The sequence below is a fragment of the Candidatus Bipolaricaulis anaerobius genome, from assembly GCF_900465355.1.
GTDB classification, from domain to species: domain Bacteria; phylum Bipolaricaulota; class Bipolaricaulia; order Bipolaricaulales; family Bipolaricaulaceae; genus Bipolaricaulis; species Bipolaricaulis anaerobius.
In genome coordinates this window covers 1,177,965-1,198,115 of record NZ_LS483254.1, presented here as the reverse complement: position 1 = coordinate 1,198,115, position 20,151 = coordinate 1,177,965, and the positions used below count along the sequence as shown (strand labels likewise).

20 protein-coding genes, 2 tRNA genes and 1 pseudogene are annotated in these 20,151 nt (G+C 68.9%); 16 read left to right on the top strand and 7 right to left on the bottom strand.

What is annotated here, in order from left to right:
* Positions 1-137: 137 nt before the first annotated feature.
* The 8 genes from BARAN1_RS05805 (at position 138) to BARAN1_RS05770 (ending at position 6,051) form a co-directional block, all read left to right on the top strand.
* Positions 138-1,040: an ABC transporter ATP-binding protein gene (locus BARAN1_RS05805; RefSeq protein ID WP_122031606.1), complete on the top strand. Its 903-nt coding sequence runs from the start codon at positions 138-140 to the stop codon at positions 1,038-1,040.
* Positions 1,037-2,230: an ABC transporter permease gene (locus tag BARAN1_RS05800; RefSeq protein WP_157959521.1), complete on the top strand. Its 1,194-nt coding sequence runs from the start codon at positions 1,037-1,039 to the stop codon at positions 2,228-2,230. The genes BARAN1_RS05805 and BARAN1_RS05800 overlap by 4 nt, the downstream gene beginning before the upstream one ends.
* Positions 2,227-3,291, top strand: coding sequence for an ABC transporter permease (locus BARAN1_RS05795; RefSeq protein ID WP_122031604.1), 1,065 nt, complete (start codon positions 2,227-2,229; stop codon positions 3,289-3,291). The genes BARAN1_RS05800 and BARAN1_RS05795 overlap by 4 nt, the downstream gene beginning before the upstream one ends.
* Positions 3,292-3,683: 392 nt before the next feature.
* Positions 3,684-4,211, top strand: a complete 528-nt coding sequence (locus BARAN1_RS05790) for an RNA polymerase sigma factor (RefSeq protein WP_157959520.1) — start codon at positions 3,684-3,686, stop codon at positions 4,209-4,211.
* Positions 4,208-4,564 (top strand): anti-sigma factor family protein, encoded by a 357-nt coding sequence (locus tag BARAN1_RS05785; protein WP_122031602.1) that lies wholly within the window; start codon positions 4,208-4,210, stop codon positions 4,562-4,564. The genes BARAN1_RS05790 and BARAN1_RS05785 overlap by 4 nt, the downstream gene beginning before the upstream one ends.
* 13 nt (positions 4,565-4,577) lie before the next feature.
* Complete coding sequence (locus BARAN1_RS05780; RefSeq protein WP_122031601.1) at positions 4,578-4,898, top strand: hypothetical protein; 321 nt, start codon at positions 4,578-4,580, stop codon at positions 4,896-4,898.
* Between the two features lie 35 nt (positions 4,899-4,933).
* Positions 4,934-5,149 carry a hypothetical protein gene (locus BARAN1_RS05775; protein ID WP_122031600.1) on the top strand — a complete coding sequence of 72 codons (216 nt, stop codon included), beginning with the start codon at positions 4,934-4,936 and terminating at the stop codon, positions 5,147-5,149.
* Between the two features lie 71 nt (positions 5,150-5,220).
* Positions 5,221-6,051 (top strand): NYN domain-containing protein, encoded by an 831-nt coding sequence (locus tag BARAN1_RS05770; RefSeq protein ID WP_122031599.1) that lies wholly within the window; start codon positions 5,221-5,223, stop codon positions 6,049-6,051.
* 49 nt (positions 6,052-6,100) lie between these two features.
* Here BARAN1_RS05770 and BARAN1_RS05765 read toward each other — a convergent pair whose 3' ends face one another.
* The 5 genes from BARAN1_RS05765 to BARAN1_RS05745 all read right to left on the bottom strand — a co-directional run bounded on the left by BARAN1_RS05765 (position 6,101) and on the right by BARAN1_RS05745 (position 9,500).
* The gene (locus BARAN1_RS05765; protein WP_122031598.1) at positions 6,101-7,261 is read right to left on the bottom strand and encodes a saccharopine dehydrogenase family protein; all 1,161 of its coding nucleotides are present in this window, start codon (positions 7,259-7,261) and stop codon (positions 6,101-6,103) included.
* Between the two features lie 9 nt (positions 7,262-7,270).
* Complete coding sequence (locus BARAN1_RS05760; protein ID WP_122031597.1) at positions 7,271-7,585, bottom strand: hypothetical protein; 315 nt, start codon at positions 7,583-7,585, stop codon at positions 7,271-7,273.
* An 18-nt stretch (positions 7,586-7,603) separates the two neighbouring features.
* Positions 7,604-8,071 (bottom strand): flavodoxin family protein, encoded by a 468-nt coding sequence (locus tag BARAN1_RS05755; RefSeq protein ID WP_122031596.1) that lies wholly within the window; start codon positions 8,069-8,071, stop codon positions 7,604-7,606.
* A gap of 10 nt (positions 8,072-8,081) precedes the next feature.
* Positions 8,082-8,636 (bottom strand): dCTP deaminase, encoded by a 555-nt coding sequence (gene dcd / locus BARAN1_RS05750; RefSeq protein ID WP_157959519.1) that lies wholly within the window; start codon positions 8,634-8,636, stop codon positions 8,082-8,084.
* Positions 8,637-8,714: 78 nt separating this feature from the next.
* The gene (locus BARAN1_RS05745; protein ID WP_157959518.1) at positions 8,715-9,500 is read right to left on the bottom strand and encodes a protease inhibitor I42 family protein; all 786 of its coding nucleotides are present in this window, start codon (positions 9,498-9,500) and stop codon (positions 8,715-8,717) included.
* A gap of 132 nt (positions 9,501-9,632) precedes the next feature.
* On the opposite strand from BARAN1_RS05745, the gene BARAN1_RS05740 reads away from it, so the two are divergent.
* Complete coding sequence (locus tag BARAN1_RS05740) at positions 9,633-10,958, top strand: glycosyltransferase (protein ID WP_122031593.1); 1,326 nt, start codon at positions 9,633-9,635, stop codon at positions 10,956-10,958.
* Here BARAN1_RS05740 and zupT read toward each other — a convergent pair.
* Positions 10,903-11,757: pseudogene (gene zupT, locus BARAN1_RS05735) on the bottom strand (zinc transporter ZupT). The gene BARAN1_RS05740 and the pseudogene zupT overlap by 56 nt on opposite strands.
* 72 nt (positions 11,758-11,829) lie before the next feature.
* On the opposite strand from zupT, the gene BARAN1_RS05730 reads away from it, so the two are divergent.
* The 5 genes from BARAN1_RS05730 (at position 11,830) to BARAN1_RS05710 (ending at position 18,964) form a co-directional block, all read left to right on the top strand.
* Complete coding sequence (locus tag BARAN1_RS05730; RefSeq protein ID WP_122031592.1) at positions 11,830-12,636, top strand: tRNA (adenine-N1)-methyltransferase; 807 nt, start codon at positions 11,830-11,832, stop codon at positions 12,634-12,636.
* A 4-nt stretch (positions 12,637-12,640) separates the two neighbouring features.
* Positions 12,641-14,002, top strand: a complete 1,362-nt coding sequence (locus BARAN1_RS05725) for an L-serine ammonia-lyase (RefSeq protein ID WP_122031591.1) — start codon at positions 12,641-12,643, stop codon at positions 14,000-14,002.
* Between the two features lie 428 nt (positions 14,003-14,430).
* Positions 14,431-14,931, top strand: a complete 501-nt coding sequence (locus BARAN1_RS05720; protein WP_157959517.1) for an FG-GAP repeat domain-containing protein — start codon at positions 14,431-14,433, stop codon at positions 14,929-14,931.
* Between the two features lie 19 nt (positions 14,932-14,950).
* Entirely contained in the window at positions 14,951-15,277 is a 327-nt protein-coding gene (locus tag BARAN1_RS06535; protein WP_157959516.1) for an FG-GAP-like repeat-containing protein, read from the top strand.
* A 69-nt stretch (positions 15,278-15,346) separates the two neighbouring features.
* Positions 15,347-18,964, top strand: a complete 3,618-nt coding sequence (locus BARAN1_RS05710; protein ID WP_162297760.1) for a PAS domain S-box protein — start codon at positions 15,347-15,349, stop codon at positions 18,962-18,964.
* Positions 18,965-18,997: 33 nt separating this feature from the next.
* Here the strand turns inward: BARAN1_RS05710 and BARAN1_RS05705 are convergent, their stop codons facing one another.
* Positions 18,998-19,804: an HAD-IIA family hydrolase gene (locus BARAN1_RS05705; RefSeq protein ID WP_122031587.1), complete on the bottom strand. Its 807-nt coding sequence runs from the start codon at positions 19,802-19,804 to the stop codon at positions 18,998-19,000.
* A gap of 84 nt (positions 19,805-19,888) precedes the next feature.
* Here BARAN1_RS05705 and BARAN1_RS05700 point away from each other — a divergent pair.
* Both BARAN1_RS05700 and BARAN1_RS05695 read left to right on the top strand, forming a co-directional pair.
* Positions 19,889-19,980, top strand: a tRNA-Ser gene (locus BARAN1_RS05700).
* A 67-nt stretch (positions 19,981-20,047) separates the two neighbouring features.
* Positions 20,048-20,123: transfer RNA gene (locus BARAN1_RS05695), tRNA-Arg, on the top strand.
* Positions 20,124-20,151 lie beyond the last annotated feature (28 nt).

Below are 20,151 nucleotides of genomic sequence, written 5' to 3'. Positions count from 1 at the left end.
GCTCCCCCCTTCCGGATATTCGCATTATACCGAGCCCCCCGGGCTTCCCGTGGCGGAGCGAGGGCGGCGGCGCTACGATCCGCCGGCCCTTCCCGATATGGGGGGGCAAGGGGGCGGTCGTGGCGAACGATCCGCAGATGCTTCTCGCTGTGCGCGACCTCAAGAAGAGCTACGGCACCGTCCACGCCGTGGACGGGGTCTCGTTCGCGGTCCGGGTGGGGACCGTGTTCACCCTGCTTGGGCCCAATGGCGCCGGCAAGACGACGACCCTGGAGATCCTCGAGGGGATCCGCGACGCGGACGAAGGCGAGATCGAGATGTTCGGGGCCCGGGTGCGGCGGGTGACGGCGGGGATGAAGGGGCGGATGGGCGTGCTGCTCCAGGAGGGCGGGTTCGAGCCCTACCTCCGGGTGCGGGAGGTCCTCGCCCTGTTCGCGTCGTTCTTCGATCGGCCGCGGCCGGTGGCGGAGGTCCTGGCTGAGATCGCGCTTGAGGACAAGGCAGGAAGCCTGGTGCGACACCTGTCGGGAGGGCAGAAGCAGCGTCTCGCCCTCGGTGCTGCCCTCATCAACGATCCGGACCTTGTGTTCCTCGACGAGCCCACCACCGGGCTCGATCCCCAAGCCCGCCACAACATCTGGGCGATCGTCGAGCGCCTGAAGGGGGAGGGGAAAACGATCGTCCTCACCACCCACTACATGGAGGAGGCGGAGGCCCTCTCCGATGAGGTGTGCATCATGGACCACGGCCGCGTGATCGCCCACGGGAGCCCGCGCGACCTCACGTCCAGCCTCGGTCAGGAGACGCTCATCGAGTTCGACGCGTTCGACCTCAGCCCGGAGGCCCTGGCGAGCCTTCCCGGGGAGGCACACGGGGACGGGACGACGGTGACCCTGACGACGCCCGATCTGGTGGCGGCCCTGGAGGGGCTCCTCTCCTGGTCCCGAGAGCGAGGGATTCCCCTCCGGAACATGGTCGTGCGCCAGCCGAACCTGGAGGACGTGTTCCTCTCCCTCACCGGGAGGAGGCTCCGCGCGTGAGGGCCGTTCTCCAACTGGCGCGGTGCGCCCTCGTGACCGCGTTGCGGCAAAAGGAGACCCTGTTTTGGTTCGTCGTGTTCCCGCTCCTTCTCCTCTCGGTCCTGACGCTCGTGTTCGGGCACCTCGGGGAGGAGGGGACGATGAATTTCCCTGTCGCGCTTGCGAACCTCGACCGGGAGGAGGGGTTCGCGTCGGTGGTGGAGGAGGTGTTCGTTTCCCTGTCCGCCCCACCCCGAGTAGGGGAGGAGCCCCTCTTGACCCTGCGCCAGCCCACTTCTGGGGAGGATGCGGAGCGGTTCCTCGCTCGGGAGAAGGAGGCGGTCCGGCTGGGGGACGTTGCGGCCCTGATCGTGATCCCGCCCGGGTTCAGCTCCGCCGCGCTGGCGGCGCTGGTCGGGTCCGGCCCCCCTGCTCAGGTTGAGGTGTACTCGAGCGAGGCGAACGCTGCCTCGACCATGGCCGCGGATGTCGTGGAGCAGGTCCTGGCGCGGCTGAACCGGGAGCTCCTCACCCGGGCCGGTCTCTACGAGCCAGAGGCCGCGACCCCCGTGCGCACGGAGTGGATCGGGGATTCCAGTGCTCCCGTGGCGTACGTGGACTTCCTCCTCCCGGGGATCGTCCTCATGGCGTTCTTCGTGGGCGGGCTGTTCAGCGTGTCGGGGACGATCCTCTTCTCGCGGGATCTGAAGATCCTCCGCCGCTACTGGGTGACCCCCCTCCGCGTATTGCAGTACCTCGCCGGGTTCGCGCTTGGGTACTTGGCGATGTGCGGGCTCCAGTTCACCCTCGTTGTCCTCCTCGGCCGGGTGGGGTTCGGGGCCACGGTGGCGTTCACCCGGCCGTTGGCCGTCGGGTACCTCGTCCTGGCGGCGGTCACGTTCCTCGCGTTCGGGTTCTTCGTCGCTTCGCTCGCCAACACAGCTCAAGCGGGGATGGCCATCGCCAACATCATCAACATGCCGATCCTGTTCCTGAGCGGCCTCTTCTTCCCAGTCGCGGATCTCCCGCTGTTCCTGCGCGTCCTCCTCTACCTCAACCCGTTGAGCTACCTCGCGGAAGGGCTCCGCTTCTCCCTCGGGGCAGGGCAGGCCACCCTCCCTCTCCCCCTGACGTTCCTCGTGCCCCTCGGGTGGACGGGCCTGTCCGCGGCCGTCGCCGTGCGGCGCCTGCGGTGGGACGTGGCCCGATGACCGCGTTCCGGCAGCTCCTCCGGACGCAGGCCCTCGTCTTCCTGCGGGACAAGATCGCGCTGTTCTTCACCGTCTTGTTTCCCGTCGTCTTCATCATCATCTTTGGGTTCGTGTGGGGAGGGGGCGAGGGCGGGGGGAAGGTGACCCTCGGCCTCCTCGTCGTCGGGGAACGCGATGCCCTGCTCGACGAGGTCCTCTCCTCCCAGAACACGGTGACGGTGCGGCCGTATGAGGACCGCGCCGAGCTCGAGGCTGACCTCACTGGGCAGGTGCTCGGCCTGGGGTTGGTGTGGGATGGGGAGGAGCTCCTCTTCCTCCAGGATCCCACCCGCGTTCAGGAGGGGTACGCCCTGGCCGAGGTGGCCCAGGGGATCGCGGCGGAGCTCGACCTGCGCCGGCAAGGATTGGCCCCGGTGGTCGAGGTGGAGCGGGTGAGCGTTGGACGAACGCCGGCCGGCTGGTTCACGATGGTCGTGCCGGGGATCATGGCGTTCTCGGTCCTCATGTCCGGGCTCCTCGCCGTGTCGGGGCACATCACCCAGATGAAGGAGCGAAGGCTCCTCGATCGCCTCCTCGTGACCCCGATGCCCCCCACCGCCCTCCTCGGGGCGATCGGCCTGGTGCGGCTGGGGGTGGGGTTCGTCTCCACCACGATCACCTTGGGCCTGGCCGTGGTCCTGTTCCGCGTTCAGTTCGCGGTGAACTGGGGCCTGTACACGGTATTCGTCATCGCGGCGACCAGCGGGGCGATGGGGTTGGGCACGCTCATCGCCCTCGTCGTGCGCCGTCCGACCAGCGCGAGCACGGTGGCGAACATCCTTGCCCAGATCATGCTCTTCCTGTCAGGGGTTTACTTCCCCCTGGAGATCATGCCCGCGTTCCTCCGTGCGGTGGGCCGCGCCGTCCCCCTCACGTACATGGTCGAGGGGATGAGGTACGTGACGGGCGTGGCTGACATGTCCGCCCTGCGGTTTGCCCTCGTCACGGCGGTCTTGTTTGGGGTGGGGCTCGGCCTGTTCCCCGCTCTCAGCCGGTACGTGGTCAGGGTCGGGCGCCGCTAGGGTGGGGTACTCCCCGACCACGGTCCCCGCGCCCGGGCCATCGATCCGCACCGGGGTGGCCACGAACCCCGGGAGGACGGTGCCGTCTTGGAGCACCTCCACCGCGATCCCGCATCGGCGGGCGTTTGCTGGGCGAGCGCGTCAACCGTGCCACCTGATTGGGTGCCGCTTGGCGTCCCCATGAGGAGGGTCATGATGCCGATCAAAAGCCCAATGTTCCTCTTCGTGCCCCTGGCTTCCTCCTTGCGCGATCGAACCGTGGCCTCCTCCCACGACGCCGCTTGACCGACCGAGGTTCCTCCATTGAACCTCCCGCCCCCCCAACAGGCACATACCGGATGAACGGGGAGGGTAGAGTTCACGCCAGGCGGCTGCGGTCAGAGCAGCGGGGGATGGGGAGAGGAGAGCCATTGGCGGACGATGGGGAGTTGGTGGGGCAGGTGGCGCGCGGGGATGGACGGGCGTTCCGCGCCCTGTACGAGCGGTACGCCGATCGGGTGTTCCGCTACGCGCTCACCCTCCTCCGGAACCGACATCTCGCCGAAGAGGTGGTGCAGGAGACGATGGTCGCCGTGTGGAATGGGGCGGACAAGTTTGAGGGGAGATCCCAGGTCTCGACATGGATCTTCGGGATCGCCCGCCATCACGCGCACCGCATCGGGCGGGGCGAGGTGAAGGGCGAGCGGGTCCCCGACGAAGAGGGGGAATCCCCGGATCCCTCCTCTACGGTGGAGCGGGAGGTGCGGGTGCAACGGGCGGTGGCGGGGCTGCCCCCCGACCAGCGCGAGGTCGTGTTCCTCGCGTTCTACGAGGGCCTCCGCTACGAGGAGATCGCCCGGGTGCAAGGGGTTCCGGAGGGGACGGTGAAGTCACGGATGTTCCACGCCAAGAAGAGGCTCGCCGAGGAGCTCAGGCCATGACGTGCGACGAGGCCCGGGAGCGGATTCCGTTCTATGCGGCGCGTTCCCTCCCCGAGCCGGAAGGGGCGGCCCTCCTCGGGCACGTGGTGGGGTGCGAGCTCTGCCAGGGGGAGCTCGTGGCAGCGATGCGCCTCGGGCACGAACTTCGTGCCGCGTTCGCGCGGCTTCCGGGCCCGCCCGCACGGACGTGGTTGGCCATTGCCGCGCGGACGGTGGGAGCGTCCCTCCTCGAGGTGGGGGTGGGGTCGGAGATCGCGGGCCTGACCCTCGCTGTGGGGGCCACGAAATCCGGGTTCTCGGTCACGGGGAGCCTGTCCCTCCTCGGGCGGGAAGTCCCGGTATTGCGAATCTAGAAGGAGGTAGACGATGAGCGACGAGGAGAAAGAGGGGCAGACCGACGTGGAACAGTTTCGCGAGGTGCTGGATGTCGTCACGCAGCAGGTGCCAGGGCTCCTCCGGGGGCTGCGCGACGTCCTGTACTCGAAGGAGGCCGCGGAGAGCATGGCCGATGCGGTGGGGACGTTCTACAAAAAGCTCGTGGAGTCCGGCATCCCCAAGGAGGAAGCGCTCGAGATGGCCCGCGGGTACATGATCAACCTCCGCGAGGCCTTCCGGGGGATCAAGAAGTGGATCAAGGCTGGTGAAGGGATGCACGCTCACGTGGATGACGAAGAGGAGGACGACTGAGACGGCTATGGCATGGGATCAGGGCGGCGGGAGCGGTGGTCCGCCTCCTTGCCGCCCTGATTGGGTTCTCCATCGGATACGCGTGGGTCCGGCGCCGAGCGGTGGCCACCTTTCGCCGTCGGCTGCACCGCCAGGGTGTGCCCGCCGCTGAGGCGGCTGTGCTCACCTCTGACTACCGGGAGGCGTTCCCGCTCTCCGCCCTTGCGTCGGGGATCGGCCGCCCCAGCTCACGGCCGGCGGACGGTAGCTGACTTCCCATCCTCAGGTATAATCTAATTGCGTGGTGCGCGCTAGGCACCACACAGGTGGTTGGTTAGGTTTTATGAAGGCAGCACAAGCGGCGGATACCGTCAACATGGCTTTGTTCTGCGATTTCGAGAACATCGCCCTTGGAGTGCGGGAAGCGAACTACCCCGCGTTCGACATCGAAAAGGTTCTGGAGAGGCTCCTCCTCAAGGGGAACATCGTGGTGAAGAAGGCCTACTGCGACTGGGCGCGCTACAAGGAGTTCAAGGCGCCCATGCACGAGGCGTCGTTCGAGCTGATCGAGATCCCCCACGTGAGCCAGTCCGGGAAGAACTCCGCCGACATCCGGATGGTGGTGGACGCCCTCGACCTTTGCTACACGAAGCAGCACGTGGACACGTTTGTGATCATCAGCGGCGATTCCGACTTCTCGCCCTTGGTGAGCAAGCTGCGCGAGAACAACCGGACCGTGATCGGGGTTGGGGTCAAGAACTCCACCTCCGACCTCCTCATCGCCAACTGCGACGAGTTCATCTTCTACGATGACCTCGTCCGCGCGGTGCGGCCGGCCGCCAAGGACCAGCCCAAGTCGGGCGGCCGCAAGCCGGCGGCGAAGAAGAGCCAACAGCCGGCGCTCCCCCCCGTGGAACCCAAGAAGCAGGAGGCGTGGAACCTCGTCGTGGAAACGTACAAGGCCCTCCTCAAGGAGCGGGGAGAAGGGGAGAACATCTGGGGGTCGATGGTCAAGCAAACCATCAAGCGGCGGCGTCCAGGGTTCAGCGAGTCCTACCACGGGTTCAGCTCGTTCGGGCAGCTCCTCGAGGAGGCCGGGGCGCGGGGGATCCTCGATCTCGAACGGGACGAGAAATCCGGCGGGTACATCATCAAGGGCTGCCACGCTTCGTAGGGGGAGTGGCTGCCCTAGATAGCCCTTGCCACGATGGGGGCCGCGGGACTCACTCGACGTCGCGCTCGATCGCCCATCCCCGCGCCGGGGCGGCGGAGAGGAACCGGTCCCCAGAGAGAGCGCGCTCGATTGGGGTCGCCCCGGGGGGGATCTCCCCGCGCACGGCGAGGGAGAGAACGAGCGCGGCGTGCCATCCGGTGAGCTTCTCCATCGCCCGGAACCCCGTCTCGGGATCGTAGCGGTCCAGGAGGCCCACTCGGGCCTCGGCCGGGCGGCCGCCCACCTTCCCCCGCGCCCGGACGTGGATCACGCACACGTCGCGGGCCTCGGGGTCGGTCAGGGCCCAGTTGAAAAGGGAGATCAGCACATCGCGCGGCGCTACCAGGTTGTTTCCGACCTGAATCGCCTCGCGCCCAAACAGCCCCAAGGCGCGGAGGCCGTGGAGGAGATGGGCGTGCCCAGGGTAGCGGAGGGTCTTGTTCTCCAGGATGCGCAGCCTTCCTGCGTACGTCCACGGCATGGTGGATAGGCCCCCCGACGTCACGAACGCCTCGAGCCCCCCGAGCGGCGGGATCTCCAGCTCCTCGAGCTCGGATAGGGCGGGGATGGGGGTGACCACTCCCCCGCGGAGGAAGTAGGCCTCGCCTTCGTACTCGTTCACCAGCCCCTCGGCGCTGAAGAACAGGGCGTAGTTCCATGGCGGTTTGGGGTCCTCCGGAAGGCCCCCGTCGTAGATCCGGACTTCTTCGGCTTCGTCGAGGAGGTCCATCGCGACCAGGGCGAGGGTCACGTTCATCCCCGGCCCCATCCCGCAGTCGGGGACGAGGGCGATCCCTGCGTTCTTCGCTTCCCGATCGAGAGCGAGTTCGTCGCGGACGATCCCCGTATGGCCGCCGAGGTCCACCATGTGGGTCTTCGTCCCGATCGCGACCCGGGCGAGGCCGAGGTTGAACCGGTACGAGGCGGCGGAGAGGAGCCCATCGGCCTTGGCGAGGAGCGGGGCGAGCATCTGCGGTTGGGACGCATCCCCCACCGCGGCGTCGGCCACCTGCCGGCCGAGGAGCCCGTTCAGCCGCTCCGCCCCCGCGCGTGCGATCGCAGCATTGCGGTCGAGGAGCGTAATCTGCTCCGCCTCGCCATGACGGGCGAGGTCGTAGGCCGCCGCCACGCCCTGCCGTCCGGCCCCGATCACCACGTACCTGTAGCCCATCTGGACCTCCTATCCTGCAAAGGTTGCCGGGAGCTCGCGGCTGAGCCAGCCCCGGAGGGACTCCTCTACCGGGATCACGTCCTCCCACGCCGGGTTCTCGAAGAAGTCCTCGTAGCGGCACACCGTGACTTCATCGAGCGGGGGGGGCCGCCGGGCAAGAGGATACCGCTCGTGGAGGTGGAGTGGGTAGTTCGCCCACGGCGAGAGTTCTCCGATTGCCTCACGCTCGAGGGAGGAGAGGACTACCCCCGCGAGCACGGCCTGGTGGGCAAAGATCGCGTACCTCTCGTCCTCGGCCAGGCACGCGAACACGAGTTCGGCCATCTCTAGTCCCGGTTGATCCTACCCCTGGAGCGCTCGCGCGAGCTTGCGGGCCTCGGCGCGGAGCTGGTCCTCCCCCACCTTCCGGGTGACGATCTCCCCAAGGAACGTGACCTCGACGCGCTTTCCGGCGAGGGAGTTCCGGATCATCTCCCGCGCCCGGCCCGTTTCCCCCCCGCCGGCGGTGAACAGGACGGCGAGCCTCTTCCCCTCGAGCTGCGCCTCCTTGAGGAACGTCCGCACCGGATTGGCGGGCTTTCCCGCCCAGATCGGCGTGCAGAGGACGATCCGCTCCACTCCCGCGAAGGCGAGGTCCATTGGGCGAATCCCCATCGGGATCCCCCAGACTGCCCGGAGCCCCATCCCGAGGAACCCGCGTTCGCGCACGGCCTTGATCTCCCGCACCTCGGCCCCCAATTCCGCGGCGAGCGTTTGGGCGATCGTGCGCGTGGTCCCGTACCGGCTGTAGTGCACGACGACGGTCTTCATCGCTCCTCCTCTAGCGTGGCAGGGTCGGGCCAACCTGGTCCTGGTAGGCCCCGCCGGCCTCCTTCTCCCCGTACGTGCGTGCAGGGCGCTCCCCGCGGAAGAACACGATCTGGGCGATCCCCTGCCCCACGTGGAGCCGCAGCGGGAGTGGGGAGGCGTTGATGAGGGCCAGCGTGAGCCGGCCCCGCCACCCCGGTTCGAGCGGGGTCACGTTCACGATGAGCCCACACCGGGCATAGCTTGACTTCCCGCAACAGAGGCCCACGAGGTCGGGGGGCATCGCGAACCGCTCGACGCTCTCCCCGAGGACGAACGCGCCGGGGAGGAGTTCGAGTGTCCCCTTGCAGGTCGCTTCGCGGAACGCCTCGGCTGGGGTGCCCTGCGGATCGAGGATGAGGCCAGCTCCCCCTTCGGGGATCAGGAAGCGCGGTCCGAGCCGAAGGTCGTACCCGAACGAGCCCAGGCCGGAGGACGGCTTCCCCTCCTGACGGGGAGTAAACGGGGCGATGAGCGGCGGGTTCCCCCTCGCCAGCGCCGCGATCTCCCGATCGCTGAGGATGCTCACCCGGGAATCGTACCCGGATGCGCGCCCCCCCATGGAGGGCGGCCCAAGGTCCCGTCCGGTCTCGGGACCGAAGAGTCGCTACCGGACGATCACGGTGAGGGTGAAGGTTTTCTCAGGAGGCGTGGCCTCCCACGAACGGCGGTAGGCGAAGGAGAGGTTTCCTGCGCCGGCCTCGGTCGCCTGGTAGCGGAAGTAGAACACCCCGCCCGCCCCGATGAGGTGGGAGTCCGCACGGTAGGGGAGGCCCTCAATCCGCGCCAGGAACGCCGGTTCCTCCACGGCCTCCCATCCGTAGCCGGTGGTGGGGTTCCCCGGCAGGGCGATCAACAGCCTTGCCCCCCCGTTCAGGGGGATCGTCGTCCCCTCGTCCCGTTCGTCCACCCGGCGGTAGAGCGCGAGGCCGATCCCGCACACCGTGGCCTCGGCCATGCTCCATCCGGCGCGGGGGGCCGGGTCGGGCGCGGTGACCTGGAGCTCAGCCTGGAAGTCCCCGATCGAGGTCATGACGAGGAGGGTGTACTTCCCCTCGGCCACGGGTTCCCCATCCGTGGTGGTCAGGTCCCAGTGGCCGAGCCACTCGTCCGACGGGAGGGGGTAGGCCGTCGCCTCATCGGCGTAGACCACGGCCCCGGTGGGATCGAGGACGAGGAAGGCGGACACGAAGATGGTCCCGCACGTGCAGGGGCATGGATCATCGCCCGTGAGCTCTACGGCGAGCCCCTGCCCCTGAGAAAAGGTGAACACCCCGGTCGTCACCCGCACCTGTCCGGGGGGGATCGAGCTCGTCGCCGTCCCCAACGCCTGCCCGAAGGATCCGATCGCCAGTCCAGCCACGAGGAGCAATGCCCAGCGAACCGTGCGCATGATCAGCACCTCCGTGAGAAGTATACGTAGCCGGGCCCCTTGGTTTCGGGGGGGCCGTGGGGATGGGTGACGGGATCTTCGTTCCGCCGTATCATCCCTTTCGAGGGCCATGCCTCGGGACGGGTTTCGGGCATGAGGATCGTGTTTGTGACGACCTTCCCCACCGCGGAGAGCGGGGGAGCGGGACGGGTGGCCCACGAGTTGGCCGCAGCGAGCGCCCGGACCCACGACGTCCTCCTCGTCACCCCGGGCGAGCGCACGGAATGGATCGCTTCTCCCCCGGGCGAACCGATCAGGGTGCGGGTGGCGACGCGCGGGGACGGGGATGTTCAGCTCCCCGATCTCCGGACGCGGGATGGGCTAGAGGCGCTCCTTCAGGATTTCCGGCCGGACGTTGTCCATGCCCACGACTTCAGCCCTCTTTCCTTGTGGTTCCAGGATTGGGCCCACCGGAATGGGCGGCCGTTCGCGGTGACCCTCCACTGCCTGCCCTCGCAGGCGCAGGCGTTCGGTTCCCTGGAGAGGCCGCGGCTCACCCGGTGGATGGGGGAGAGCCCCCTCTTCCCCACGTTCATCCGCCTCTTCCTCCACCGCTGCGATGGGGTGATCGCCCTCAACGCGGCGATGGTGGAGGACCTGCGGCAGTTCGGGTACCGGGGGCCTCTGTACCAGGTGCCCAACGGCCGGGATCTCGCGGCGTACCGCGACCTCCCTCTGGCGGACATCACGCAGCCGGTGAAGGAGCTCCTGTTCGTGGGGTCGTTCGCTCGGCGCAAGAACCAGCGCTACCTCCTGGAGATGATGGCGCACCTCACTGTCCCCGCTCGGCTCGTGCTCGTCGGGGAGAAGCTCGAACCGGGGTACCTGGAGGAGCTCCGGGCGTACGTCCGCGACCGGGCGCTGGGGAACGTGGACATCGTCGGTCCTGTCCCGCACACGGAGATCCCGCACCTCCTCCGCGTGGCCCACGTCTTCGTGTCGGCGTCGAAGCTCGAGGTGCAAAGCCTGGCCGTGATCGAGGCCCTCGCGTCCGGGACCCCGGTCGTTGGGTTGACGAACGAGACGGTCGCCGAGCTCGTGGACGACGCGGTGGGGAGAAGGCTCCCGGCCGATGCAAGCCCGGCGGAGTTCGCGCGGGAGGTGGAGGCGATCTGCCGGATGTCGCCCGAGCACTACGTGGCCCTGTGCCGGGCTGGTCAGGAGCGGGTTCGCTCGCTCGATTGGCGGGCGGTGGTGGAGCAGAACTCCCGGGTGTATGCGGAGCTCGCGGCGGTCTCCTCCGGCGCGGGGCGAAAGCGGGCCCCTCTGTGGACGCCGTGGCTGGTGGCGGCGAGTGCGCTGCGCTACGGGATCCACGGCCTGCCCCACTCCGCCCAAGGGGCGGCGCCGGGGGCCGGGGTCCCTACAGGAGGATCAGGGTCAGGGCCATCGTCGCCATCCCCCCGACGAGCCCGATGACGCTCTCGTGCCCGCGGCCGTAGGCGTGGCTGGTGGGCAGGAGCTCGTCCAGGCTTACGTAGACCATGATCCCCGCCACCCCCGCGAACAGGATCCCCATCACCTGCGGGGGGAACCCTGCCCCGGTCCTGCTGAACGCGAGCCGGAGCCCGAGGAAAGCGATCCCGGCCCCGATCGGCTCAGCCAGCCCACTTAGGAACGAGTATAGAAAGGCCCTCGTTCAGCTCCCGGTCGCGTAGTAGATTGGGACAGCAACGCTGATCCCCTCCGGGATGTTGTGCAGGGCAAGGGCGAGGGCGATCGCGCCACCCAGCGTCGGGTCGTGGAGGGCGGCGAGGAAGGTCGCCAGGCCCTCCGGGAAGTTGTGGAGCGCGATGGCGAAGGCGGTGAAGAGGCCCATCCGCAGTAGCCTTGCCTGCGGGGGGCCCGCGACGGGAGGGGCCGACGGGGCGGCATGGACCCCGAGGCCGGCGGTCTCCTCGGCGGTAGGGAGCTGATGGGGGTTATCGGGGCCGGGGATCAGGGCGTCGATGGCGGCGATGAGGGCGATCCCGCCGAAGAAGGATGCGACGTTGATCCACTGCCCCGTAGCGGGACCGTAGACCGAAGCCAGAGCCTCTCCGCCCTGGAGGAGGATCTCCACGAACGAGACGTAGAGCATCACCCCGGCTGAGAAGCCGGTGGAGAGGGACAGGAAGCGGTAGTTCGTCTGCCGAACGAAGAACGCGACCAGGCTCCCCAGTCCCGTGGCGAGGCCCGCCACGAGGGTCAGCCCGAACGCAAGCGCGATGTTCTCCACCTCGTCACCTCCCCCAACGTGTGCGCCGAGTATAGGGTGGACCGGGGGGGAGGGGCCGGGTAGCCTCCTCCCGTGGCTGAGGCGTTCGCGTATGGGGAGGACGTCCTCCTCGTGGAGGAGGGGAAGGGGCGGACTTTCCTCGTCCGCCTTGAGCCGGGGATGGAGTTCCACAGCCATCGGGGAACGATCGCCCACGACGGGATCGCGGGACAGCTTGAGGGGACGACGGTCCTCAGCCACATCGGGCGGCCGTTCCTCGCCTTCCGGCCGCGGGTCGGGGACCGGATGTTCAAGGTCAAGCGCCGCACCCAGATCGTCTACCCCAAGGACGCGGGCTGGATCGCGCTTTCCCTCGACCTCCGCCCGGGGGCGCGGGTGGTCGAGATGGGGACCGGGTCCGGCGCGTTCACGATCTTGCTCGCCCAGCTCGTGGCCCCCACGGGCCGGATCTACACGTTCGATCAGAGAGCGGAGTTCCTGGAGAACGCCCTCGCCAACATCGCCCGCGCCGGATCCGCGGATCGGGTGGAGGCGGGAGTTCTCACCGCCGGGGAACCGTTCCCCGTGGCGGGCGTCGACGCCGTGTTCCTCGACCTCCCCACCCCGTGGGAGGCGATCCCCGCGGCGTGGGCTGCCCTCGCCCCGGGCCGGCCGCTCGCCCTGATCGTCCCCACCGCCGAGCAGCTCAAGGAGTCGGTCCGGGCGCTGCGCGAGGCCGGGTTCGCCCTCATCGAGACGGTGGAGTTGATGGAGCGGCCGATCCTCGTCCGGGAGAGGGAAGGGGTGCGCCCCAGCGAGCGGATGACCGCGTTCACCGGGTACCTCGTCTCCGCCCGCAAGCGCCTCCCGGGGCCGCCTCCCGCCGGCGCTGTAGGATAGGACAATGGACGTCCCAAGCGTGTTCACGATCCTCAAGGTGGGGATCGGCCCTAGCTCCTCCCACACCATGGGCCCGTTCTTCGCCGCCCGCGACTTCCGGGGCCTTGTCGCTGCCCAGGGGGTTGCGGGAGGCCGGCTGCGGGCCGTGCTCTTGGGCAGCCTCGCCCGTACCGGGCGGGGGCACCTCACCGACGCCGCGGTGGCGGCCGGGCTCTCCGGCCACGATCCCGACCGGGATGCAACAAGGTCCCTCCCTGACGTGCTCGCCGCGGTGCGGGCGGCGGGGGAGGTAGGGATCGCGGGCCGCCGGTTCGCGTTTAGCCCGGATGAGGACATCGTGTTCGACCTCTCCGACCGCGAGCTTCCCCACCCGAACACCCTCCGGTTCGAACTCCTCGGTGAGGAGGGGCGTGTCGCGCTCACGGAGGAGTACCGGTCCCTCGGCGGTGGAGCGGTGGCAGGGGGGACGTTCGGCCCCCAATCGGCTCGAGGGGGACGGTTCACGATGACCGAAGTCCTCGCCGCGTGTCGGAAGCGGGAGATCGACCTTGCCGGGTTCGTTCGGGAGAACGAGCGGTACCTGGAGCGCACCGACGACGGGGTCGAGGCGCAGCTCTCGGCTCTCTGGGCGGCGATGCGGGGCTCCGTCGACCGCGGGCTCTCCACCCGGGGCGTGCTTCCTGGCCTGCTGCGGCTCGCCCGCCGTGCCCCTGATATCCACGATGCCCTGCAGGGGCGGGAAGGCAGAAGGCGAGTCCTGGCGCGGGAGATGGACCTCGCATCGGCCTATGCGATCGCAACTGCCGAGGAGAACGCGGCCGGGGGGCGCGTCGTCACCGCCCCCACGTGTGGCGCCGCCGGGGTTCTCCCCGCCGTGCTGCGCACCCTTCAGGAGACGCTTGGGCTTCCGGACGAGCGGGTCCACGATGCCCTCCTCGTGGCGGGCCTGATTGGCCTCGCCGTGGCCACGAACGCCTCCATTGCCGGGGCCGAGGTCGGCTGCCAGGGCGAGGTGGGGACAGCGAGCGCGATGGCCGCCGCGGCAGCGTGCTACCTCTTGGGCGGGGACGCCGAGGCCCAGGTGGACCGGGCGGCAGAGACCGCCCTCGAGCACTACCTTGGCCTCACCTGCGATCCGGTGTACGGGCTCGTCCAGATCCCGTGCATCGAGCGCAACGCGGCGGCGGCGGTGGCGGCGCTCCACGCGGCGAGCCTGGCCGTCCTGTGTCGGGGAGAGGACCGCATCTCATTCGACACCGCAGTGGCCGCCCTGGCCGAGATCGGGCGAGACATGAGCCCCAAGTACAAGGAGACCGCCCAGGGCGGGATCGCCGCCTTGTTCAAGGAAGGCCCTCGGGACGGCTAGGTCGTCCGTCCACGCTGGAGTTGGGGGCCTCCAGCGCGCGCCAGTCCTCTCCCGGATCGGCGTAGTCCTCAAGCTGCTTCGCGTGGAGCTCGGGGAAGCGCTGGCTATAGAACCCCTCCCCCGGGCGAGCTCCCGGCCCAGGAACTGGACGTAGAACGGGATCCCCGCCGTTGTGGACCGCGTCGCGAGGGAGCGCGAGCGCCCGTACAAAGGGGACAGAGCCGAGATGAACTGCCCCGGGGGTTGACGGCCGGGCCAGGTGGGGGAAGGATCGGCGCGTGAAGTGGTGGACCTTGGTCCTCGCCCTCCCGCTCCTCGTGGCCGGGTTCTTCTACGCCCACGACCTCGCTGTGGGGATCTACCCGCCGTAGCGGTGGACCGCTCCCCCCCACTGGCCGGAGCTCGGGGTCCCGTGGCGGATGTACCCGGTGGATAACCCCGGCGACTGGCTCCCCAACGGGCTCGACATGGCGGACGTGAACGGCGGTGGGGACCCCGATTTCCTTGTCAACTACGAATGGACGGGGCGGGTCCGCGTCGTGTTCCACCCAGGGCGGGGCCTGGCCCCCGATCGTCCGTGGCCGGCCGTGGACGTGGGGAGATTCCCCAACGCCGAGAACGCAGCGTTCGGGGACCTCGACGCGGATGGGATCGTGGACATTGTCGTCGTGCAGGGGATCGAGCACCACGCCGACCCCTCCGCGGTGCGGATTCTGTGGGGGCGATCCCCGCCTGATCCCGAGGCCTCCCTCTCGGCCTACGCCTGGGAGGATGGCGGGATGCTCCCCGAGGGCACAGGGGTTGGGCACTACCTGGACGTGCAGGTGGCAGACCTCGACGGCGACGGGTTCCCGGACATCGTCGCCCAATCGGAGAACGTGGTTCACCTGTTTGGGAACGCCGGTGGGGGTGGTTCGAGCACGAGGTGATCGCCAAGCCCCCCGCCCTATGTTGGACCTCAATGGCGACGGGAGGGTTGATATCGTCGGGGCGGCCATCCACCGTGACGGCCGGCTTCCGCAGGATGTCGCCGCCGTGTGGTGGTTGGAACAGGGCCTCACGGGATGGGTCGCCCACGTCATCAAGTGGGGGTCGGGGTCCCTCGGGCTGAGGACGTTCAACGGAAAAAAATGGGATCAGCTCTTTCCCCTTGATGTGGATGGCGATGGCGACCTCGATCTCGTGGCCAACGTTGAGGAGATGAACCGCCTGCGGTCCATCCCCGCCGTGGTGTGGTTCGCGAACCCCGGGCGGGCCGGAGCACCCGGCGGGTGACGTGGGCCACAGTCGGCCGGGCCGCCCTGTGCTATCATGGTGGTCCGCGGATGCGGCAAGGAGGTGGGCATGGGGCCCGCTGAAGGCGGAGCAGCAAGCGACCGTACCTCCCCGCGGATCCTGCGCGAGGTGGCCGACCTCGGCCCGGGTGACCACGCGTGCCTCATCTACCTTGACGACGACGACTGTATGGCTGCCCTCTCGGCCTACCTGCACCAGGGCCTCGCGGTGGGCGAGCGGGTGCTCTGGATCGTAGATGCCCCCACGGTCCACGAGATCCGTAGCTACTTCCGCGATGCCGGTGGTGCTATCGGCGATGCCGAGCGGCGCGGCCAGCTCGTCTTCCTCCCCAGCGACGAGACCTACCTCCGGAAGGGCACGTTCGACCCGCACCGGATGGTCGACCTCCTTCAGCAAGAGACGCAGCGGGCACTGGACGATGGGTTCACCGGCCTCCGCGTGACCGGGGAGATGACGGGGGCCCGGTCGGGGCCCCTCGGCTCAGAACGCCTGACCGAGTTCGAGGCGCTCCTCAACGCGTTCTTCCCCGGCACGGCCTGCACCGGGCTCTGCCAGTACGATGCCCGCCGCTTCCCCCCCGCGGCCCTCCGCGATGTCTGGCGCACCCACCCCATCGTCATCTCCCTGGTCCACGCCGACCCAGGACGATCGGAAGCAGAGCGGCGGTGGGAGGGGATCCTAGCGAGCCTGCCCGGAATGGCGTACCGGTGCCGGAATGACCGCGGCTGGACGATGGAGTTCGTGAGCGAGGGGAGCGTAGATCTCCTCGGCTACACACCGGATGCCCTGGTGGGGAACCGTGAGGTGAGCTACGCGCGCCTCATCCACCCCGAGGACCGCCCGCGGGTGTGGGATACTGTTCAGAAGGCGATCGCGCGGCGCGAACCGTTCACCATGCCCTACCGCATCCGAACCGCGACCGGGGAGGAGAAACTGGTCTGGGAACGAGGGATGGCAATCCAGGGTGAGGGCGAGGAGGCCCTCCTCACGGGGTTCATCACCGACGTCACCGCGCGGGTGCGGATGGCAGAACGCGTGAGGGAAGAGAGAGCTTGGTCCGAAGCGATCATCCGCAATGCCCCGAACATCATCATCGGGCTCGATCGGGACGCGCGGATCGTGATCTTCAACCGTTTTGCCGAGGAGCTGACGGGTTATGCCGCCCCGGAGGTCGTGGGCAAGGATTGGTTCACGACCTTCCTCCCCCCGGAGATCCACGAGGAGACGCGCTCCGTCTGGAACGAGATCATCGCGCAGAAGCTCGTTTACCACCACCACGAGAATGTCATCCTCACGAAAATGGGGGAGGAGCGGGTCATCAGCTGGCGCAACACCGTGGTGAAGAAGAACGGTGAGTTCAGGATGGTTCTCGCGATCGGCGAAGACGTCACCGAGCGCAAGCGCGGCGAGGCGAAGCGGGCCCAACTCATCCAGCGCCTCACCGTCCTCCACCGGGTGAGCCAGGAAATCACCCGCGCCGCCAGGGATCCTGAAGGGATCTATGCCACCATCCATCGCGCCGTGGCGGAGCTCATGCCGGCGGAGGCCTTCGCCATCTCCCTCCGCACCGGCGACGACGAGGCGGAGGCGGTGTACCTCGTGGACGAGGGGGGCCGCTATCCCTCGGAGCGCGTGCCCCCCGGCGAGGGGTTGACCTGGCACGTCCTCTCGACCGGGGAACCGGTGGTCATCCCCGACGTGACCGTGGGCGTTCCGTTCCCAAGGCGCCAGTTCGGGAGCAAGGAGAGTGTGCGCTCGATCCTCGCCGTCCCCCTCCGAATCGGGGAGAGGACGGTGGGGATGCTCGCCACCCAGAGCTACGAGCCCGCCGTGTACAGCGAGGAGGACCTGCAGATTCTGGAGATGCTCGTCGCCCATGCCGCGGCGGCGCTCGAGAACGCCCGCCTCCTTTCGGACCTGCGGGAGAGCGAGGGGAAGTTCCGTAGCGTGTTCGAGAACACCCTGCTTGGCCTCTACCGGACGACGCCGGAGGGGCGGATCGTGATGGCAAACCCGACGCTCGTGCGCATGCTGGGGTACGAGTCGTTCGAGGAGCTCGCCCAGCGCGACCTGACCGCGGAGGGTTACGAGCCGGGGTACCTGCGCCGCGAGTTCCAGGAGCGCGTCGAGCGCGAGGGGGAGGTGCGCGGCCTTGAGGGGACCTGGGTACGCAAGGACGGCTCGACCCTGTTCGTGCGGGAGAGCGCCCGCCTCATCCGTGACGAGACGGGTCAGCCGCTCTACTACGACGGAACGGTGGAGGACGTGACCGAACTCGTCGCCGCCCGCCGGGCCCGCGAGCGACAGGAGCGGCTGCTCGCCATCGCCGGGCGGATGGCCAACCTTGGGGGGTGGTACGTGGACCTCACCACGGACCAGGTGCTGTGGTCCGATGAGGTGGCCGCGATCCACGAGATGCCCCCGGGGATCTATCCGTCGGTGGAGGAGCGCATCTCGTTCTACGCCCCGGAGCACCAGGCCAGGTTCAGGGAGGTGTTCACCGCCTGCGCGACCGAGGGCATCCCGTACGACGTGGAGCTCCAGATCATCACCCGTTCCGGGAGGCGCGTTTGGGTCCGCACGATCGGCGAGCCGGTCCGGGACGCGGCGGGGAGGATCGTGGGCGTGCAGGGCACGTTGCAGGACATCACCGACCGCAAGCGGGCCGAGGATGATCTGCGGGAGAGCGCGAAGCGGTACCGGGAGCTGGTGGAGGACATTAGCGACGTCATCATCGCCATAAGCGCAGACGGGATTGTAACGTACATCAGCCCAGTGGCCCGCGCGCTCGGCGGCTACTCCCCCGACGAGATCGTGGGCCAGCCGTTCGCCCGGTTCATCCATCCGGACGACCTCCCGGGGCTCTTCCAGGCCTTCCAGGAGACCCTCTCCGGCCGGGAACCGGCGCCGTTTGAGCACCGCGTGATCGCCAAGTCCGGGGATCTCATCTGGGTCCGCACCTTGACCAAGCCGTTCTTCCGGGATGGGAAGCCCGCGGGTGTGCGCGGGGTGATGAGCGACATCTCCGCCCGCAAGCGCACGGAGGCGGAGCTCGCGGAGAGCTACGCCAGGATACAGCACTTGTTCGACGCCATCGTGGACGCCCTCGCCTCGACGATCGAGCTCCGCGACCCCTACACCGCCGGACACCAGCGGCGGGTGGCCGAACTCGCTGTGGCCATCGCCCGCGAACTGGGCCTGTCGGCGAAGGACCAGGCCGGCTTGCGGATCGCGGGGCTCGTGCACGATGTGGGGAAGATCGTCGTCCCGAGCGAGATCCTGAGCAAGCCCGGCCGGCTGAGCCCGTTGGAGATGGACATGGTGCGGGTCCATCCCGAGGCGGGGTGGAACGTGCTACAGGGCATTGACTTCCCGTGGCCGGTGGCGGAGGTCGTCCACCAGCACCACGAGCGGCTGGATGGCTCCGGCTACCCTCAGGGGCTCGCGGGCGAAGAGATCCTCCTTGGGGCGCGGATCCTCGCCGTGGCCGATGTTGTGGAGGCGATCAGCTCCCACCGGCCGTACCGGGCGGCGCTCGGGATCGAGGCCGCCCTCGCCGAGGTCGAGGCTGGCCGGGGCAAGCTCTACGACCCGCAGGTCGTGGACGCTTGTCTGGTGGTATTCCGTAACGGGTTCACCTTCCGCGCCGCCAGTCAGGCGGGGTGAGCCGCACCCGGGACCGAGCCGCTTGCTCCCCGCCTACCGCTGGGGCGGCGGGAGGACCTCCCCCCGCACCAGAGCCGGGAGGTCCGGGGCGACCCACGTCGGCTGGATCCCGGTCCGCGCGATGTCCTCTGCGGTGGAGACCCCCGACAGGACGAGGGCCGTGTCCATCCCCAGGCGCTGGGCGCCGCGGACGTCCGTCTCCAGCCGGTCCCCGATCATCAGCGCCTCGGCCGGGCCGATCCCCAGTGCGGTCAGGGCCACGCGGTACGCGATGGGCGAGGGTTTGCCGACCACGAGCGCGGGGGGGAACCCCATCCCCCCCAGCGCCCCCACGACCGCCCCTGCCCCCGGGATGAGGCCGGTCTCGGTGGGGTAGGTCGGGTCACGGTTCGTAGCCAGGAGCCGCGCTCCCGCGAGGAGCGCCTGGAGGGCGTGGGAGAGCTTGCCGTAGGTCAGGGCGCGATCCATCCCCACCACGACCCACTCCGCCTGTGCGGGTTCCACATGCCGATGGCCGGCGAGGCCCATCTCCGCGGCGATCCCTTCCTCACCGAGGTACCAGAACTGCACCGTGCCGATCTCCTCCCGCAGGTAGTGGGCCGCGACGTAGCAACTCGGGATCACCTCCGCCGCGCTCACGGGGAGCCCCCGTTCGCTCAGTCGCCTTGCCACAGCCAAACGGGACTGGGTGGAGTTGTTCGTGAGGAGGGCCACCGGGCCGCGGTTGCGAAGGGCCGCTAGGGCGTCCGCCGCCCCCGGGAGAACGTTCCTCCCTCGCACGAGGACCCCATCGAGGTCGAGGAGGAACCCCCGGTAGGGATCGAGTGGATGGTGGGCCATGGGGCGATGATAGCCGCTAGGGGGAGTGTGGTTCCGGTCAAGAGTTTGGCATCCCGTTCGGGACAAGCGTAGAATGGGGCGGTCGGAGGGATGGTCGAGTGGCCGAAGACGACGGCTTGCTAAGCCGTTGCTGGGGTGTTGAGCCTTAGCCGTGGGTTCGAATCCCACTCCCTCCGCAGCGAGGCGGCCATCGGTTGGCGTGAACCGAGAACGGGTGCACCGTAAACTGTGGACCGCCGCTAGGCGCCCGTAGCTCAGGGGACAGAGCGTTGGCCTCCGGAGCCAAAGGCCGCAGGTTCAAATCCTGCCGGGCGTACCAGCTCCTCCAAGGGTCCTTCCCCGGCCAC

Bases quoted from the DNA above. Each gene is read 5' to 3' on its own strand.
- BARAN1_RS05805 (WP_122031606.1), top strand. From the start codon at position 138: ATGCTTCTCGCTGTGCGCGACCTCAAGAAGAGCTACGGCACCGTCCAC.
- BARAN1_RS05795 (WP_122031604.1), top strand. From the start codon at position 2,227: ATGACCGCGTTCCGGCAGCTCCTCCGGACGCAGGCCCTCGTCTTCCTG.
- BARAN1_RS05790 (WP_157959520.1), top strand. From the start codon at position 3,684: ATGGGGAGAGGAGAGCCATTGGCGGACGATGGGGAGTTGGTGGGGCAG.
- BARAN1_RS05785 (WP_122031602.1), top strand. From the start codon at position 4,208: ATGACGTGCGACGAGGCCCGGGAGCGGATTCCGTTCTATGCGGCGCGT.
- BARAN1_RS05780 (WP_122031601.1), top strand. From the start codon at position 4,578: ATGAGCGACGAGGAGAAAGAGGGGCAGACCGACGTGGAACAGTTTCGC.
- BARAN1_RS05770 (WP_122031599.1), top strand. From the start codon at position 5,221: ATGAAGGCAGCACAAGCGGCGGATACCGTCAACATGGCTTTGTTCTGC.
- BARAN1_RS05765 (WP_122031598.1), bottom strand. From the start codon at position 7,261: ATGGGCTACAGGTACGTGGTGATCGGGGCCGGACGGCAGGGCGTGGCG.
- BARAN1_RS05760 (WP_122031597.1), bottom strand. From the start codon at position 7,585: ATGGCCGAACTCGTGTTCGCGTGCCTGGCCGAGGACGAGAGGTACGCG.
- BARAN1_RS05755 (WP_122031596.1), bottom strand. From the start codon at position 8,071: ATGAAGACCGTCGTCGTGCACTACAGCCGGTACGGGACCACGCGCACG.
- BARAN1_RS05745 (WP_157959518.1), bottom strand. From the start codon at position 9,500: ATGCGCACGGTTCGCTGGGCATTGCTCCTCGTGGCTGGACTGGCGATC.
- BARAN1_RS05740 (WP_122031593.1), top strand. From the start codon at position 9,633: ATGAGGATCGTGTTTGTGACGACCTTCCCCACCGCGGAGAGCGGGGGA.
- BARAN1_RS05725 (WP_122031591.1), top strand. From the start codon at position 12,641: ATGGACGTCCCAAGCGTGTTCACGATCCTCAAGGTGGGGATCGGCCCT.
- BARAN1_RS06535 (WP_157959516.1), top strand. From the start codon at position 14,951: ATGTTGGACCTCAATGGCGACGGGAGGGTTGATATCGTCGGGGCGGCC.
- BARAN1_RS05710 (WP_162297760.1), top strand. From the start codon at position 15,347: ATGGGGCCCGCTGAAGGCGGAGCAGCAAGCGACCGTACCTCCCCGCGG.
- BARAN1_RS05705 (WP_122031587.1), bottom strand. From the start codon at position 19,804: ATGGCCCACCATCCACTCGATCCCTACCGGGGGTTCCTCCTCGACCTC.